General features: G+C 61.6%; 12 protein-coding genes. 4 read left to right on the top strand and 8 right to left on the bottom strand.

Annotation, left to right across the window (positions count from 1 at the left end; translation table 11 throughout):
* The first annotated feature begins 132 nt into the window (after positions 1-132).
* Together PQR40_RS14665 and PQR40_RS14660 are read left to right on the top strand one after the other, a co-directional pair.
* Positions 133-2,115: an alkyl/aryl-sulfatase gene (locus tag PQR40_RS14665; RefSeq protein ID WP_408390914.1), complete on the top strand. Its 1,983-nt coding sequence runs from the start codon at positions 133-135 to the stop codon at positions 2,113-2,115.
* Between the two features lie 107 nt (positions 2,116-2,222).
* Complete coding sequence (locus tag PQR40_RS14660) at positions 2,223-4,601, top strand: carbohydrate-binding family V/XII (protein WP_408509257.1); 2,379 nt, start codon at positions 2,223-2,225, stop codon at positions 4,599-4,601.
* A 103-nt stretch (positions 4,602-4,704) separates the two neighbouring features.
* Here PQR40_RS14660 and PQR40_RS14655 read toward each other — a convergent pair whose 3' ends face one another.
* The 6 genes from PQR40_RS14655 to PQR40_RS14630 form a co-directional block, all read right to left on the bottom strand.
* On the bottom strand, positions 4,705-5,367 hold the full coding sequence (locus PQR40_RS14655; protein WP_408334734.1) for an acetyltransferase: 663 nt from the start codon (positions 5,365-5,367) through the stop codon (positions 4,705-4,707).
* A gap of 32 nt (positions 5,368-5,399) precedes the next feature.
* On the bottom strand, positions 5,400-6,548 hold the full coding sequence (vioA, locus tag PQR40_RS14650; RefSeq protein WP_408334731.1) for a dTDP-4-amino-4,6-dideoxy-D-glucose aminotransferase VioA: 1,149 nt from the start codon (positions 6,546-6,548) through the stop codon (positions 5,400-5,402).
* Positions 6,549-6,593: 45 nt separating this feature from the next.
* A complete protein-coding gene (locus tag PQR40_RS14645; RefSeq protein ID WP_408509256.1) occupies positions 6,594-8,954 on the bottom strand; it encodes a tetratricopeptide repeat protein in 2,361 nt (786 codons plus the stop codon).
* A 253-nt stretch (positions 8,955-9,207) separates the two neighbouring features.
* Complete coding sequence (gene fliT / locus PQR40_RS14640; RefSeq protein WP_408334725.1) at positions 9,208-9,507, bottom strand: flagellar protein FliT; 300 nt, start codon at positions 9,505-9,507, stop codon at positions 9,208-9,210.
* A gap of 19 nt (positions 9,508-9,526) precedes the next feature.
* A complete protein-coding gene (fliD, locus tag PQR40_RS14635; protein WP_408509255.1) occupies positions 9,527-11,044 on the bottom strand; it encodes a flagellar filament capping protein FliD in 1,518 nt (505 codons plus the stop codon).
* Between the two features lie 157 nt (positions 11,045-11,201).
* Positions 11,202-12,350: a flagellin gene (locus PQR40_RS14630; RefSeq protein WP_408509254.1), complete on the bottom strand. Its 1,149-nt coding sequence runs from the start codon at positions 12,348-12,350 to the stop codon at positions 11,202-11,204.
* 269 nt (positions 12,351-12,619) lie between these two features.
* On the opposite strand from PQR40_RS14630, the gene PQR40_RS14625 reads away from it, so the two are divergent.
* Positions 12,620-13,561 (top strand): aldo/keto reductase, encoded by a 942-nt coding sequence (locus PQR40_RS14625; protein ID WP_408390902.1) that lies wholly within the window; start codon positions 12,620-12,622, stop codon positions 13,559-13,561.
* A 359-nt stretch (positions 13,562-13,920) separates the two neighbouring features.
* Positions 13,921-14,133 carry a 30S ribosomal protein S21 gene (gene rpsU, locus PQR40_RS14620; RefSeq protein WP_006050883.1) on the top strand — a complete coding sequence of 71 codons (213 nt, stop codon included), beginning with the start codon at positions 13,921-13,923 and terminating at the stop codon, positions 14,131-14,133.
* A 156-nt stretch (positions 14,134-14,289) separates the two neighbouring features.
* On the opposite strand, the gene PQR40_RS14615 is transcribed toward rpsU, so the two are convergent.
* On the bottom strand, positions 14,290-14,715 hold the full coding sequence (locus PQR40_RS14615) for a hypothetical protein (protein WP_408334713.1): 426 nt from the start codon (positions 14,713-14,715) through the stop codon (positions 14,290-14,292).
* A gap of 308 nt (positions 14,716-15,023) precedes the next feature.
* A complete protein-coding gene (locus PQR40_RS14610) occupies positions 15,024-15,620 on the bottom strand; it encodes a DNA-3-methyladenine glycosylase I (protein ID WP_408509253.1) in 597 nt (198 codons plus the stop codon).
* Between the last annotated feature and the right edge of the window lie 96 nt (positions 15,621-15,716).

The following is a 15,716-nucleotide window of genomic DNA, read 5'->3' as shown; positions in this document are numbered from 1 at the left end:
CGATCGAGGTTCACAAAGGAGACGGCTTATCCGCCCGGCAACCGCAGGCACGCCGGGTTGAAACAAGCCGCGATTCAGAGTTGTTTGGTTCGGCATGTTGTGCCGATGTTTTGTTGATTCGAGGAAATGACGATGGAAAAACAAAAACGCTATCAGCGGCTCACCGCTGTCACAGTCGCTGTCGCTACGCTTTGCTTCTCACACGCAGCAGTCTCGCAAACCGCCGCGCCTAACAAGGACGCAACGGTCATCACGAAGCAGGAAAACGCCGAGGTCTATAAGCAACTGCCGTTCGACGATAAGCAGGACTTCGAAGACGCGCAACGCGGGTTCATCGCGACGATCCCGAACGGCGTCATCAAGACCGACGACGGCGGCACCAGCTGGGATCTGAACAAGTACAAATTCCTGCAAGGCCAGGCGCCCGATACGGTGAATCCGAGCTTGTGGCGCAACGCGCAACTCAACATGTTCAATGGTCTGTTCAAGGTCACCGATCACGTCTATCAGGTGCGCGGCCTCGATCTGGCGAACATGACGATCGTCGAGGGCGACAACGGCATCATCATTATCGACGTGCTGGTCACGAAAGAGGCGGCGCGCGCCGCGCTCGATCTGTACTACCAGCATCGCCCGAAGAAGCCGGTGCTGGCCGTGATCTATACACATAGTCACGCGGACCACTACGGCGGCGTGAAGGGCGTGGTCGACGAAGCAGACGTGAAGAGCGGCAAGGTGAAGATCATCGCACCGGAAGGCTTCCTCGCCGAAGCCGTCAGCGAAAACGTGTTCGCCGGCAACGCGATGGGCCGCCGCACGCTCTATCAATACGGTGCGTTCCTGCCGGCCAGCCCGCGCGGTCAGGTCGATGCCGGCCTCGGCAAGACCACCTCGTTCGGCACGCTCGGGCTGATTGCGCCGACCGACACGATCAGCAAGACGGGCGAGACACGCACCATCGCTGGCGTCCAGTTCGAATTCCAGATGGCGCCGGGCACGGAAGCGCCGTCCGAAATGCTGATCTACATGCCCCAATTCAAGCTGCTCGATACCGCCGAAGACACGACCCACACGCTGCACAACCTGTATACCCTGCGCGGTGCCCAGGTGCGCGATGCGGCGAACTGGTGGAAGGTGCTGAACGAGGCGATCGTGCGTTACGGCGACAAGACCGACGTCGTTATCTCGCAGCATCAGTGGCCGACGTGGGGGCAGGAGCGTGCGGTCAGCTATATCGCCGGAACGCGCGACATGTTCAAGTACATCCACGATCAATCGCTGCGCCTCGCGAACGAGGGCTACACGATGACGGAGATCGGCGAGCAGATCCAGGTGCCGGATACAACCGGCAAGAAGTGGTACAACCGCGGCTACTACGGCTCGGTAAATCACGATTCGAAGGCGGTGTACCAGCGCTATCTCGGCTGGTACGACTCGAACCCGGCGAACTTGCATCCGTTGCCGCCGGAAGAAGAGTCGAAGGAATTCGTGCGTTACATGGGTGGCGCGGATGCGGTGATGGCGAAGGCGAAACAGGACTTCGACAAGGGTAACTACCGCTGGGTCGCCACTGCGATGAACAAGGTGGTGTTCGCCGATCCGGACAACAAGGCGGCGCGCAATCTCGAAGCGGACGCGCTGGAACAGCTTGGCTACCAGACCGAGAATCCGACGTGGCGTAACGAGTATCTGATGGGCGCGTACGAGTTGCGCAACGGCGTGCCGAAGGTGCCAGGCGTCAATACGGTGACGCCGGATGCGGTTGCCGCGATGAGTCCGTCGTTGCTGCTCGACTACATGGGCATCCGCCTGAACGGTCCGAAGGCGAGCGGCAAGCATACGACCATCAACTGGGATCTCGGCAACGGCGAAAAGTATGCGATCGAGTTGCGCAATTCCGTGCTGGTCTACACGCAGAACGCGACGCTGCCGAATGCGGACGCCACGCTAACCATGAGCAAGGATGGGTTCGCATCCCTGCTGATGGGCGGCCAGACACTCGACAAGGAAACGCAGTCGGGTAAGGCCAAGGTGGCCGGCGATTCGCAGAAAGTGACGGAACTGTTCAGCATGCTGGACAGCTTTAATCCGATGTTCAACATTGTGACGCCGTAACAGTCTGCATTGCAGAGGGCGCGGGAGGCTTATAGCGAGCCGCCCGCGCTGACGTTTTCCGATTCACCGATGTCTATGCTGAAGGACCGTGCGCCATGAAAACTCCGATGAAGCGATCCGTACTGTTGCTCGCTGGCGTCTGCACGTCGCTGGCGGTGACGCTTGCCACGCCGGCTCAAGCGCTCGCCGCAGCCGCAGTGCAGTCCGCGACACAGCCTGCATTGCAGCCCCTGCCGACCGCATGGCCGCGCGATTTCGACAGCGCAGAACAGCGCATCGAGCTGTACCAGCCGCAGGTGGAAGTGTGGCAGGGCAACCGGATCGAAGGGCGTGCCGCCTTCGCGGTCGGGGCGAAGAGCGCGACACCGAACTACGGCGTCGCGCATTTCACGGCACGTGCTGAAATCGACAAGACCAGATCGACGGTGCAACTGCTTGATATCGTATTCGACCAGGTCGACATGCCGGCTACACCCGATGCTGCCGCCGGAGTGAAAGCGGCTTTGCAGGCGCGGGTTCCCGAAGGCGGCCTCACCACCTCGCTCGAACAACTGCAGGCCAGTTATGCCAGCACTCACGAAGGAGCCGAACCCGGCCTCGCAGTGCAGAACAACGTACCCAACATCATCTTTGCCGAACGCCCCACGTTGCTCGTCCTGGTCGACGGCGACGCGAACTGGCGTGCGCTCGGTGACACGCACTATCAACGCCTGATCAATACGCGAGCGATGCTGCTCAAGGACACGAGCGGCACGCTGCATCTGAACGCGGCGGGCTACTGGTACGACGCGACATCGCTCGACGGTCCGTGGCATCTGAACACAGCGCCGCCGCATGAGCTGGTCGCCGCGGCGAGCAAAGCGCAAACGAATCTGAAATCCGACCCGATGTTGCCCGCCGACGGCAAGAAGCCTGCGCGCGCGCCGGACGTGGTGGTCGCCGCGCAACCGGCCGAGCTGGTGGTGACGAACGGCAAGCCTTCGCTGCAACCGGTGAAGGGGGTGAATCTGCTCTCCGTCGCCAACGCCGACCACGCGCTCTTCGTCGAACCGCGCGACAACCATTACTACCTGCTGCTGTCGGGCCGCTGGTTCAGCGCAGCGAGCCTTGCCGGACCCTGGACCTTCGTCGACGGCAAGAGCTTGCCCGCCGACTTCTCGAAGATCGCTGCCGACGATCCCCATGCGAACGCGCTTGTCTCCGTGCCGGGCACGCCGCAGGCGAAAGAAGCGGCGATCGCCGCAACCATCCCGCAGACGGCGACTGTGTCGCGCAAGACCACGGCATTGACGGTCGTCTATGACGGTGCGCCGAAGTTCGTCGGCATCGCGGGCACGTCGTTGTCGTATGCGGTGAACACGGCGACCCCGGTGATCCAGACGGCGCCTACGCAATTCTTCGCGGTTGCCAACGGGATCTGGTTCACGGCGAGCGCGGCGAGTGGCCCATGGCATGTCGCCGATACCGTGCCGCCCGCGATCTATACGATTCCGGCGGCTTCGCCCGTGCATTATGTGACCTACGTCCACGTCTATTCGGCGACGCCGGATACGGTGGTGGTCGGCTATACGCCGGGCTACCTGGGCGTGGTCGTCAATGCGGACGGCACCGTCGTGTACGGCACCGGCTATGTGTACGCGCCGTATGTCGGCGACGTTTACTACGGTTATCCGGCCACCTATGGCTATGGCGCGGGCTTCGCGCTCGGCACCACGGTGGGCTTCGCCTTCGGTTTTGCGATCGGCGCCACGTGGGGCGCAGCGTCGCCGTACTGGGGTCCGTATTGGGGCGGCGGTCCGTGGAGCTGGCAATACGCGAACGTCAACCAGGCCAATATCTACGGCCGCTGGGGACAGGGCACCGTGACCCACGCAAGTGGCTGGAACGGCTGGACCGGCAACAGCTGGGCGGGGTCGGCCGCGTCGGGTTTCAATCCCTACACCGGCGGCCACTTCCAGGCGAGCCGCGGTGCGGTCGAGAATGCGTACAACGGTAACTTCGCGGCCGGACGGCAAGGCTCGTTCAGCAATCCGTCGACGGGGCGCAGCGGCGCGGCCCGCGGCGGCGTGGCGGGCAACGAAGGTACCGGCGATTATGCGGCGGGCCGCCAGCGCGCTGGCTACAACGCGCAGACGGGACGTTACGGCGCGGCTGAAGCCGGCGTGACCGGCAACGCGTATTCAGGCGATCACCAGGCGGGCACGAAAGGCATCGTGGGCAACAAGGACACGGGGCGCGCTGTCGCGTGGAATAACGGCAATGTCTATGCGGGCAGCGACGGCAACGTCTACCGGCATGATCAGGGCGGCGGTTGGGAGCAGCACGGCGCCGACGGTTGGCAGCCCGTGCAGCCGAACGCGAATCAGACCCAGCGGCTCGATTCGCTCAAGCAGGGTCACGACCTGGGGAATGCGCGGGCGAGCGGGCAGTTTCAGCCGCAGATGCAGCGGCGGTTTGGCGGCGGGGGCGGGCGGTTCAGGCGGTGAGGTGCGAGCGGTTGATCCGGGCGAGCGTCGCGCCGGATTCCGGCTTGCTGGATGTGCCTCGCCCGATGGGGCGTCTGCGGATTAAAAAACGTTCAGGCCCGGGCTAAAGATATTTGTCGCCCCGCTGGCGGTCCCGAATCTTTTTCGCTGGGTTTCCGTACGACACCGAAAAAGCCTCGACCGCCTTCAGGACGATTGATCCGGCGCCCACTACGCTGTGCTCGCCAACCGTGATTCCATGACGCAACACGGCGCCGATGCTCACGGCGGCGTGGCTGCCGATGCGGCAATTGCCGCCGGTCGTCACGCCCGGCGCGAGGCTCGAAAAATCGTCCATGAGGCAATCGTGATCGAGCGATGCCTTCGTGTTCACGATGCAGAAACGGCCCACGCGGCAGTCAGCATTGATAATGGCTCCCGCCATGACGACCGTGCCGGCGCCGATACTTGCCCCTTTGCCGATGCTGGCCGACGGGTGGACGGCGCTGACGAACGGCAATTGCGGACAGACTTCGGCCACCCTGGCGGCCACATTCGCGCGAACGCTGTTGTCCCCGATCGCAACGATCACTCCGTGCAGATCGTGTTCGGCGGTCAACCTCGTCAGATCGGATTCGCCGCCAAGAACCGGATAGCCGAGCGTCGCTTCGCCAACCGTTCGAAAGGCGTCGATCAGCCCAGCGATCCGGTAGCGCCCCTGCTTTTCAACAATGTCGATGATGACTTTGGCGTGGCCGGAAGACCCGACAAGCAAGATGTTTTGCATGACATACGTCCGGCTTTCAGGGCCGGCTCAATTCATTGAATACCGGCGACGATGCTGACGATGCGTTCGACCTGCACCGGGTTCAGATCGGGAAAGATTGGCAGGCACAGGATCCGTTTTGAAGCCGCGCTCGCGGCGCTCAGATTGTCCTTGTGCGAGGACGGCAGGCCGCGATACATCGGGAACTCGGAAATCAGTGGGTAGAAGTAGCGGCGCGCATAGATTTCGTGTTCCTTCAGGCGCTCATACAGTGCGTCACGGCTGATCGGAAAATTGTCTTCGACCTGAACGGGAAAGTACGCGTAGTTCGCGACTTTTTCGCCCGCGTCCGACAGGCAGCGAATGCCGGGCACGTCGGCCAGCAACTCGCGATACTGCGCGTCGATCGCCTTGCGTTTTGCCAATGCATTATCGACGTGCTGCAGTTGCAGCAGCCCGAAGGCCGCATTGATTTCGCTCATCTTGCCGTTGATGCCGGCTGCCACCACCGTCACTTCGTCCACGAAACCGAAGTTCTTCAGATGGTCGATGCGCTGCTTCGTTTTTGCATCAGGACAGATGATGGCGCCGCCCTCAAACGTATTGAAGACCTTGGTAGCGTGGAAACTGACGATCGACAGATCGCCGTGTTTGAGCACGCTGCCATCTTCGGTCTGCACACCGAACGCATGCGCGGCGTCGTAGATGACCTTGAGGTTGTAGTTATCGGCGATCTTCTGGATGGCTTTCACATCGCAGGGATGGCCATAGCAGTGCACCGGCATGATCGCGGTCGTTTGCGGCGTGATCGCCGCTTCGATCTTCACCGGATCGAGATTGAGCGTGTCCGGATCGACGTCCACGAAGACCGGCTTGATGCCGTTCCAGAGGAGCGAATGCGCGGTGGCTGCAAACGAGTACGGTGTCGTAATGACTTCGCCATTGATGCGCAGAGCCTGCAGCGCGGTCACGAGGGCCAGTGTGCCGTTCGCGAACAGCGCGAGATGCTCGACGCCCAGATATTCGCAGAGCGCCTTTTCGAGTTGCTGATGGAACGGCCCACCATTGGTGAGGATTTTGCTGTTCCAGATCTTTTCGAGGTACGGCATGAACTCGGCCAGCGGCGGCAGATGCGGCTGGGTCACATAGATGCGTTCGTCGTCCAGCGACGTGATCGCACGAAGAGGCGCGCTAGAGCCCATGGTTTCCTCGCTGCTGTTTTTTAGTCCGGGTCACGGATGAATGCTTTATGCCGTGTGAGCCAGGTCGCTGCCTGTTGTTTGCGAATCGTCCGCGCTGAAGGCAGCCGGAGCGAGACCTTCGCGCCAGCGCTGCCACATGAGATGGAGTGCTTGTGAAAGGCTCGCCGCCACGACGTCAGGCTGAAACACGGCCGACGCTCTGCAGCGCTCGCGTAACCCTGTGCGCAGCGCGGCGAGTGCGGGGATGTTCGAGGCCAGCGCGACGCCCTTGGCGACGAACTCGTCCGTATCGGCGGCCACGAAGTCTTCAAGGCCGGTGTGGCTCAGCCACGCGGCGGCTGCACGGCTGGCCATTGTCTGACCGGCGATCGTCAAGGTGGGCACACCCATCCACAGCGAATTCAGGACCGTTGTCGAACCGGTGTACGGAAACGTGTCGAGACAGATGTCCACCTGGAAGTGCTGCTGCAAGTAGACGGGCAGGGTCGAACGCGGGCGGAAGCTAAGCCGGTCGCGAGAAATGCCTTCCTGCACGAACCAGTTGATCAACGTTTCGTCACCTTCTTCACCGGACATCGAGCCGAGCACCATCCGCGAAGTGGGGAGTTCGCGAAGCAGCTTCGCCCACACAGCGATCACGTCGGCACGCAACTTGTTCAGACGGTTGAAACTGCCGAACGTGATGTAGCCGTTGTGCATGGCCGGCAGGATGTTGACCGGCGGCGCGGTCTTTTCTGGCTGGAATGGTCCGATGGCGGCAAGGTGCACGAGTTTCTCGGAGAACTGGCGCTCGATATCGCCGAACGGCGTGAAGAAGCGATCGCTGAGGTAATAGTCCATCGCGTCGAGCCCGGTGGTCGCCGGGTAGCCGATCCAGCTGACCTGAATCGGCGCAGGTTTGCGCGCGAATGTCTGGAGCCGGTTACGGCCGGTGTGTCCGGTCATGTCGATCAGGATATCGATCTTGTCGGCGCGAACCTTGTCGGCGAATTGCTCGTCGGTCATGCCGGCGATCATGTTCCACTGATCCGCGTGGCTGCGGAATCGCTGCGTATAGTCGTCCTCGACCACATGGTTGTAGTAGACGTGGAGCGTCAGGCTCCCGTCTTTCGCGAGCGGCTCCATGACCGGCATCAGATATGAGGAGACGGCATGCCGGAACAAGTCGCCGGAGACGATGCCGACCTGCAAGCGGCGGCCCGGCGTGCGGTTATTGGTGTGTTTTGGCCAGGTGGCGCGCACCGGCGCTTCGTGAATTCGGGCAAATTTGCGATGCTCGGCGTAGATCTGTTCAGTATCGACGTCGGGATCGTGCGCGAGACAGAAAAGCAGATTGCTGCGGGTGAGCGAGTTTTTCGGCTCCAGTTCGAGCGCGCGACGAAACGAGGGGCTCGCTTCCTGCGAAGCGCCGAGATCCAGCAATACCACGCCCAACGTACCGTGCGACTCGGGGTGCTCGGGCGTCAATGCGACCGCGCGCTTACACGAGGCGATTGCCTCGCGGTGCCGTCCGCGGGCGGCGAGCACGAGCCCCAACACGCGATGGCCTTCCGAGTAGCTGGGGTTCAGCTCAAGCAGGGTTCTGCACTCGACTTCCGCGGCGGCGTGGTTGCCGGTTAAGCGTAGCAAGTCAGCGAGCGCGTTGCGTGCTTCGGCGTCGTCGCTGCCTAACGAGATCGCAGTCCTGAGCGGTTCGATAGCCTCTACGTAATGCCCCGCGCGATGCAAGGCAATGCCAAGGGAGCGCCACGCGAGGCCGTGCGTGGGAAACCGTTCGGTCAGCTCGCGCGCGAGTTTGATGGCCTGTGGCAAATGGCCTTTATTGAACAGCGCGTTGAAGCGATTTATTTCCTGCGGGCTCGGGCGGCGTGTATCGATGACTGCGCGTTTGCCGTCGTCTGAACCGGCATCAGCGGTTTCAGTAGTTTCGGCGCTATCCACGACAACGGAAGGCACCACGGCCGGCGCCACCGCGGTGGTTGGGAGCGCGGCGCCGTCGTACGCCATGCGTGTGATCAAACCGTTGACGGCCGGTCCACTCAAGCCTCTTTGCTGACCCATTTCGAGCGCGAGCCATGCCGCTGGGATTTGCTCCGCGTCGATCAATGCGTTGATGTAGGCGACCCAGAACTGACCGTTATCCGGCGCGCCGCCCAAAGCGGCTTCAAGATAGGGCAGGGCTTCGACAGGCTGCTTGCGCTGCACGTGCAGCACACCGAGGTTGTATTGCACGTCCGTGTGATTGGGCCGCGCTTCGAGGATGGCCTGATACAGCGCTTGCGCGTCGTCCAGTTCTCCCTTGTGGTGGTGATCCAGCGCGCTTTGCAAAACGAGCAAAATGTCTTGCTCGAGCTGCTGTTCGGGCGTCAAGGGCTCAGCGGTCGGCTGCTCGTGAAGGAGAGTCATGGTCTCAGCGCAGAATGGTCTATGGCTGAAATTGTGCGGCGAGGCGGTTGTTTCCGATGCTCGGAGATGACGGGAAAAAGGCCGCCTGTTTGGCGCATGGCCCGCTAGACTGGAAGACGGAATGGCCAGAAAAAGCCAGAAAAAAGCCCGCACGAGGCGGGCCGAGGGAACGAGCGCGCCTCATTTCAGCGCGTAGTTCTTATTATCTGGTTGAGCCGTTCAGCCGGTCGCGGCCTCTGGCAGGGTTCGTCAGTTACAGCCGGGCGATGCGCTGATATTCGCCGGCAGCCTTGGTGCGGCCCATCGCGGCTTCGAACTCGGTGTGCAGTTCGTTCTGGGTGGTTTCCGCATCGGCGAGCAGCGCTGCGTCGATGGCCTGGATCCGGCGGATCATGTCCAGTGCGGCTGGTTCCTGCTCCGCCGACAGCGACATCAGCAGCGGCGAGCGCGCTTCGGTCAGGCGCGCCGCTTCCGGCCAGTCGGCGAGTGAGGCGGCGTGTTCGATTTCCCGGGTCATCGACAGCAGCCGTTCGATCAGTTCGGTCTGGTTCATTTCGATCGGGTCCGTGGACTTAGTTGTTGTTGGCGGATGCCAGCGCGCCGGCACTGTTGGCGCCGCCGAACAGGGCGGTCAGGTATTGCGAATTGTTGTTCATCGTCGCCATCAGCGTGTCGAGCGCGGTGAACTGCGCCTGATACTGGCTCGTCAGTTGGGCCGTGTAGTCGGCGAGCGCGCTTTGCTGTGTGGTGATGCTTTTCAGATCGGTGTTGAGCGCGGTGTTGCGCGTATCGATGAGGCCGCCGGTCTGCGTGAAGTTGGTGATGCTGGTGTTCAACTGCTCGGCAATGCCGTTGGTCGGGTTGAAGAGTGCGGCGACGGTTGCCGGGCTGCTCGTCAGCGCGGTGCTCAGCTTCGTGCTGTCGACCACCATCGTGCCGTCCGCCGGGTCGTCCTTCAGCGTAATGCCGATCGCCGCCAGCGTGGTGCCCGTGGTGCCCGAGCCGACCGCGCCGCCGACGATATTGGCCAGCGCGTTCTGAATCGTCATCAGCGTCGAGTCGCCCAGCAGCGGACCTTGCGACGAGGACGACGAGTTGTATGACGTGAGCGTCGACATCGTCGTAACGACGGTGTTGTAGAGGCTGACGAAATTGTTGATCGCGGTGCTTTCCGCCGAGGTGTCCTGCGAAATGGTCAGCGTCTGCGTGGTGCCGGCAGACGCAGTGGCCAGATTCAGTGTGACGCCGGAAATGGCGCTCGTCACCGAGTTACTTGCGCTGCTGGCTGCGATGCCGCCGACCGTGAATTCCGCGTCCTGGGCAAAGCCGCTTTGCGACCACGCGCTGCTCGAATTCGCCGATGTGATCGACGATTGGCCGCCCGTGGTGCTGGCTGTCGAGGTCACGCCGAGGCTCGACAGGCCGGTGTCGGAGGTGATGTTGCTGGTCGAAACGTTGATGACGTTGGCCGCGCCGGAATTCGCCGCGCGCAGCACGAGGTGGGCACCATCCGTACCCGTCACGATAGTCGCCGTCACGCCGGGATTGCCGGTACCGGAATTGATCGCAGCGGCAATGCCGGAGAGCGTGTTGTTGGTGCTGTCGACATTGATGTTCATCGACTGGCCGCCGAGCGAGACCGTCAGCGTGCCCGTGCCCAGTTGCGTCGTGGCGCCGAAGGCTGCCGACGACAGAGCCTGCGAGCTGGCGACCTGTGTGACCGCCACCGAGTAGGTTCCGGCCACCGCGCCCGCACCTGCCGTCGCCGTTAGACCGGTGCCGCTGGCGGTTGCCGCGAAAGTCGACAGCGTGGTGCCGTTGGCGAGATTCGCGACGCTCGCCTGCAGCGCGCTCAGCGCCGAGCTCAGGGCGCCGTATGCGGACAGCGTGGTGTTGTCCGTGGTTTGTTGTGCCGTCAGCGCTGCGGCTTGTCCTGCGGTCTTCGCGTTCACGAGGGCCGTCACGAGCGTTCCCACATCCATCGACGTATTGCCGGTCGAGCCGCTGATGATCGACTGCGCGGCCGATTGCAGCGCGGCATTGGCGGCGGCGGTCGACGCCGCGGAGGACGTGTTTGAGATCGAGGACATGCGGAAGCTCCAGGCGTCTAGAAATCTGTGTTGGGTGCTGCGCGATGCTACATCACTTCTTGATCGGAATGCGCAGCGGGAGGCGTGCCTCCCGTTGTTCGAAACCTGGAGATGCGCCGCACTCGCGCGCGGCGCATCGCCGTTACTACGTCAGCTCTTATTGCAGGAGCTTCAGAACTTGCTGCGGGTTCGAGTTAGCTTGCGCCAACACCGAGATACCAGCTTGTTGCAGCACTTGCGCCTTGCTCAGGTTTGCCGTTTCTTGTGCGAAGTTGGCGTCCGTGATTTGCGATTGTGCCGACGACAGGTCGGTCGACTCAGCTTGCTGCGACGTTGCAATTGCGGTGAAACGGTTTTGTGCGGCACCCAGCGAAGCTTGCAGGTTGTTGACCGTCGCCAGCGCGTTGTCGATCGAGACCATCGCTTCGTTTGCGCCCGAGACCGTGCTGATGTTCAGGTTCGAAACGGTCGGCGGGGCGTTGATCGCGTCGATCTGCGCAACCGCTGCCGTTGCGGCACTTCCTGCCGTTGCGCCCATGGCGGTTACAAGCGTCGAGCTGAGCGTCAGGGTCGTGATCGCGGTGCCGGAGCCCGTGGTTGCGCCGGAGCTGAAGATTCCGCTGACTGCGCTTGCCGACAGAGCCTGGTTGTTCTGGTCCGTGAACGTGAAGCCGCCCTTGCCGTCCGACAGAACGTTGACCGATGTGATCGCCGCGCCCGTTGCCACGTACGCGCCGCTTGCGTCCGTCGACACAGCGACGGTGCCGACGGTTTGACCCGTTTGCACCAGACCGCCGCCGATCTTTGCAGCCGACATCGACTGGCTCAGGTTCAGGCTGATCGTCTGACCGACGTTTGCGCCGACCTGGAACGACACGTTGCCGGCCGAGCCGTCCAGAATGTTCGTGCCGTTGTACGTCGTTTGCGACGCGATACGGTTCACTTCCGAGATCTGTGCTGCAACTTCCTGCTGCAGGGCTGCCTGGTCGCTCGACGACAGCGAACCGGTCGATGCTTGCACAGCCAGCTGGCGGATACGTTGCAGGCTCGAGGTCAGCGACGACAGTGCGCTCGATGCGGTTTGAATCATCGACACGCCGTCATTCGCATTCGACACGCCCTGATTCAGGCCGTTGATCTGCGTTTGCATACGCGTCGAGATTGCCAGGCCTGCTGCATCGTCAGCCGCGCTGTTGATGCGCTTGCCCGACGACAGGCGGGTGATGGCTTGCGAAAGGGCGCTTTGCGAGCCATTAAGGTTTTGCTGTGCAACCAGCGAGTTGATGTTGCTATTGATTCCGAGCATGGAAAATCTCCTAAATAAGCCTTGAGCCCAATACGCCACGTTGGCATCGGCGGAAAGCACTCGTTCATTGCTGGCCGCCTCAGTGAAGGTTGACGGCGCATCTAAAAAAAACTTGAGGAACTTTGTGCAATAGCGACCCAATTGTCTTTCGGGCCGGTTCAGCCGCCGCTCGCCTGTAAGCCGCTTGCAGCCTTGCTCGGGCGTTCCAATGCAGGTATTGAAAAGACGGCGTATTCTCTTTTTCTCTTGTGACAAACCCTGGAGAAATCATGCAAAAGCGCCGGATTGGACGTTCCGAATTAGAGGTCGCGCCGCTTATGTTTGGCGGCAATGTATTTGGCTGGACCGCTGATGAAACCACCTCGTTTTCGATCCTGGATGCATTTGTCGATGCGGGGCTCAACTTTATCGATACCGCCGATGTCTATTCCGCATGGGCGCCGGGCAACCAGGGCGGCGAATCGGAAACCATCATCGGGAAGTGGTTCAAGCAGAGCGGCAAGCGCGACAGGATCGTGCTCGCCACCAAGGTTTCCAAGCATCCGCAGCGTAAGGGCTTGTCGGCGGCGAACATTCAGGCGGCAGTCGAAGATTCGCTACGGCGCTTGCAGACCGATTACATCGATGTGTATTTTTCTCACGACGACGACACCGAAACGCCTCTCGTTGAAACGCTCGGCGCCTACCAGAAGCTGATCGAGGCCGGCAAGGTGCGGGTGATCGGCGCGTCGAACTACAGCGGCGCTCGCGTCGAGGAAGCGCTCGCCGTGTCCCGCCAGCATGGGCTGCCCGAGTACCAATTGCTGCAGCCTGAATACAACCTGTACGACCGAGCGGAGTACGAGCGTGAGACCGAACCGGTTGCGCTCGCCAATCAGCTCAGCGTGGTGGTGTACTGGAGTCTTGCAAGCGGCTTTCTGTCCGGGAAGTACCGTTCGCAGGCTGATCTGACCAACAAGGCGCGCGGCAGCCGGGTCGAGAAATATCTGAACGAGCGCGGTTTGGGGATTCTGGACGCCCTCGACCGGGTCGCCGAACGGCACGGCAGCACGCCGGCCACTGTCGCGTTGGCATGGCTGATCGCCCGCCCAAGTGTAACGGCCCCAATTGCCAGCGCGACCTCGGTCGACCAGCTCAAAAGCCTTGCCGCCGCCGTTCACCTGATGCTGACTGGCGCCGACATCCGCGAACTGGACGAGGCGAGCGCGTGACCGCGCAAGGGACCTGGCGCGATCGCTAAACCCCTGGTAGGATGGAGAGTTTCCTGATATCATCGGGAGTGAATTGAGATCTTTGCCTGTTTCGTCAATGTTTTTCATTGATGAAAGGTTGGCGAAACAGCAGCAGGCGTGGGCTTTGGCATTACGTCTGTCCGCGTTCCGCGGTGAACTCCCCACCTCTCTTTTCCGGCCTCCGTGGCCGCTTTGCCTTTCGTTTCATTCGTGGTTTGGCCGGGTTCTACCCGCGTTTGCCTGTTACTGGCCATGAATCGGAACGACCGGAGGGCCGGCGCGTGAGCGGTATCCCGCCACGCAATTTACCCCTATCAAGTGATTGAGTTAGGAATTACATGACGACGATTCTTCTGAAAGAAAACGAGCCGTTCGAAGTGGCGATTCGCCGCTTTCGTCGCGCAATCGAAAAGAATGGCCTGATCGCTGAACTGCGTGAGCGTCAATCGTACGAAAAGCCGACTACGGCACGTAAGCGCAAGAAGGCTGCTGCTGTGAAGCGCCTGCACAAGCGCCTGCGCAGCCAGATGCTGCCGAAAAAGCTGCACTAAGCACGCTTTTCCGCGCTGCATTACGCGCATCTCGCATGCTGAACGGCGGTGTGAGCTTCGAAAGAAGCCACATCGCCGTTTTGCTTTTGTGCGCCGTTTTGCGTTGGATTTTTGCGGTGGGCTTTTTGCGGTCGAGTTGCCGGTTTGCTTTTGGTGTCAGGCAGCACTCTTCAGGCGCTCGGCAGACAGGCCGAATTGCCGGGCGATCGAACTCAGACGCTCATGCCATTCCCACGTGCCGAACACATCGTGCACGTTTTGCAGGCAACTGAGCAGCGTGACGGTGGCCGGGTCGTACACATTGAGACGGGCGTGCAACAGCGCCTTCTTGAGCGCAGATATGCCGGCATCCATATAAGCGGGCACCTCGACGGGCGCTTTGCCGATGTAGCGTACCGGAACGCCTTCCATCGCGGTCATGTAGTCGCGCGGCTTGATGAAGTTGCCGACCGGACAGCCGCCGCAGTAGCCGCGGTAAGCGCCGCCGCCGCGTGGCAGCAAGGCGGCGCGCTTCTGGCCGAGCAGATGGTCTACGGCCTGATCGAAAATCTCCTGATGCGTCAGGAAGTTAAGGGTTTTCATGGTTGGTCTCCCATGCGTTACGTAGCGGCTATTCGTTGTTTGAGCGCATGAATGGCAGTATCGGGCACGCACCGATTAGCGAAGCCCGGACTAGCACGACGAAAAGCCCTCAATTCCCGGGTTTGGCTCGTCGGCCGTCTATGCCGGCCTGGTGACACCGACCGCCCCCGCGGCAGCCAGCACTCATACCTCTCTAACGGCCGGGCGCGCGAAAAGCGTAGACGGGCTTTACCGGATACCCGAGGGTCGCTTGCGGTGAGAGCGGCGTCTCAGACGCGCTGGGCCACGCGGTGGCCACCGCTACAACCTCAGCCGGCTTTGCGATTGCGTCCCTTCTTGCCGAGCGCCGCGCATCGTGCGCGGCACATGCAGCTCGCCTCATGGTCGTTCACCATGCCGACCGCCTGCATGAACGCATAGCAGATCGTCGAGCCGACGAACTTGCAGCCGTAGCGCTTCAGCCCCTTGCTGAGCGCGTCAGAAATTTTGGTCGATGCAGGCGCCTGTTTATACGATGCCCAATCGTTCTGGATTGGCGTCTGATCGACGAACGACCACACGAAGTTGGCGAGCGAGCCGTGTTCGGCCTGAATTTGCTGCACGGCGCGCGCATTGGTAATGGCCGACTCGATCTTGCCGCGATGGCGCACGATACTTTCGTCCAGCACCAGTGCATCGACGTGTTTGGGCGTAAAGCGCGCTACCTTGTCGATATCGAAGCCGACGAATGCACGGCGATAGCCGGTTCGTTTGTTGAGAATCGTCGACCATGACAAACCCGCCTGCGCGCCTTCCAGCACAAGCAGTTCGAACAAATGCTGATCGTCGCGCGAGGGCACGCCCCATTCGGTGTCGTGGTAGTGTGCGAGCGCTTCGCTCGATACCCAGTTGCATCGCTGTGTCACTTTCGCGCTCCTCCGGTGTCATGTCGCCCGTCAGCATAGCGGAAGCCAGGCGCGCTGCAAGCTGGCCATTCGGCCGATTGCCGGATTGAAACTGAC

It is taken from the genome of Paraburkholderia sediminicola (assembly GCF_046026855.1).
GTDB lineage: Bacteria > Pseudomonadota > Gammaproteobacteria > Burkholderiales > Burkholderiaceae > Paraburkholderia > Paraburkholderia sediminicola_A.
Note: the sequence above shows the minus strand (reverse complement) of the source record. Positions and strands in the feature narration are given on the sequence as shown.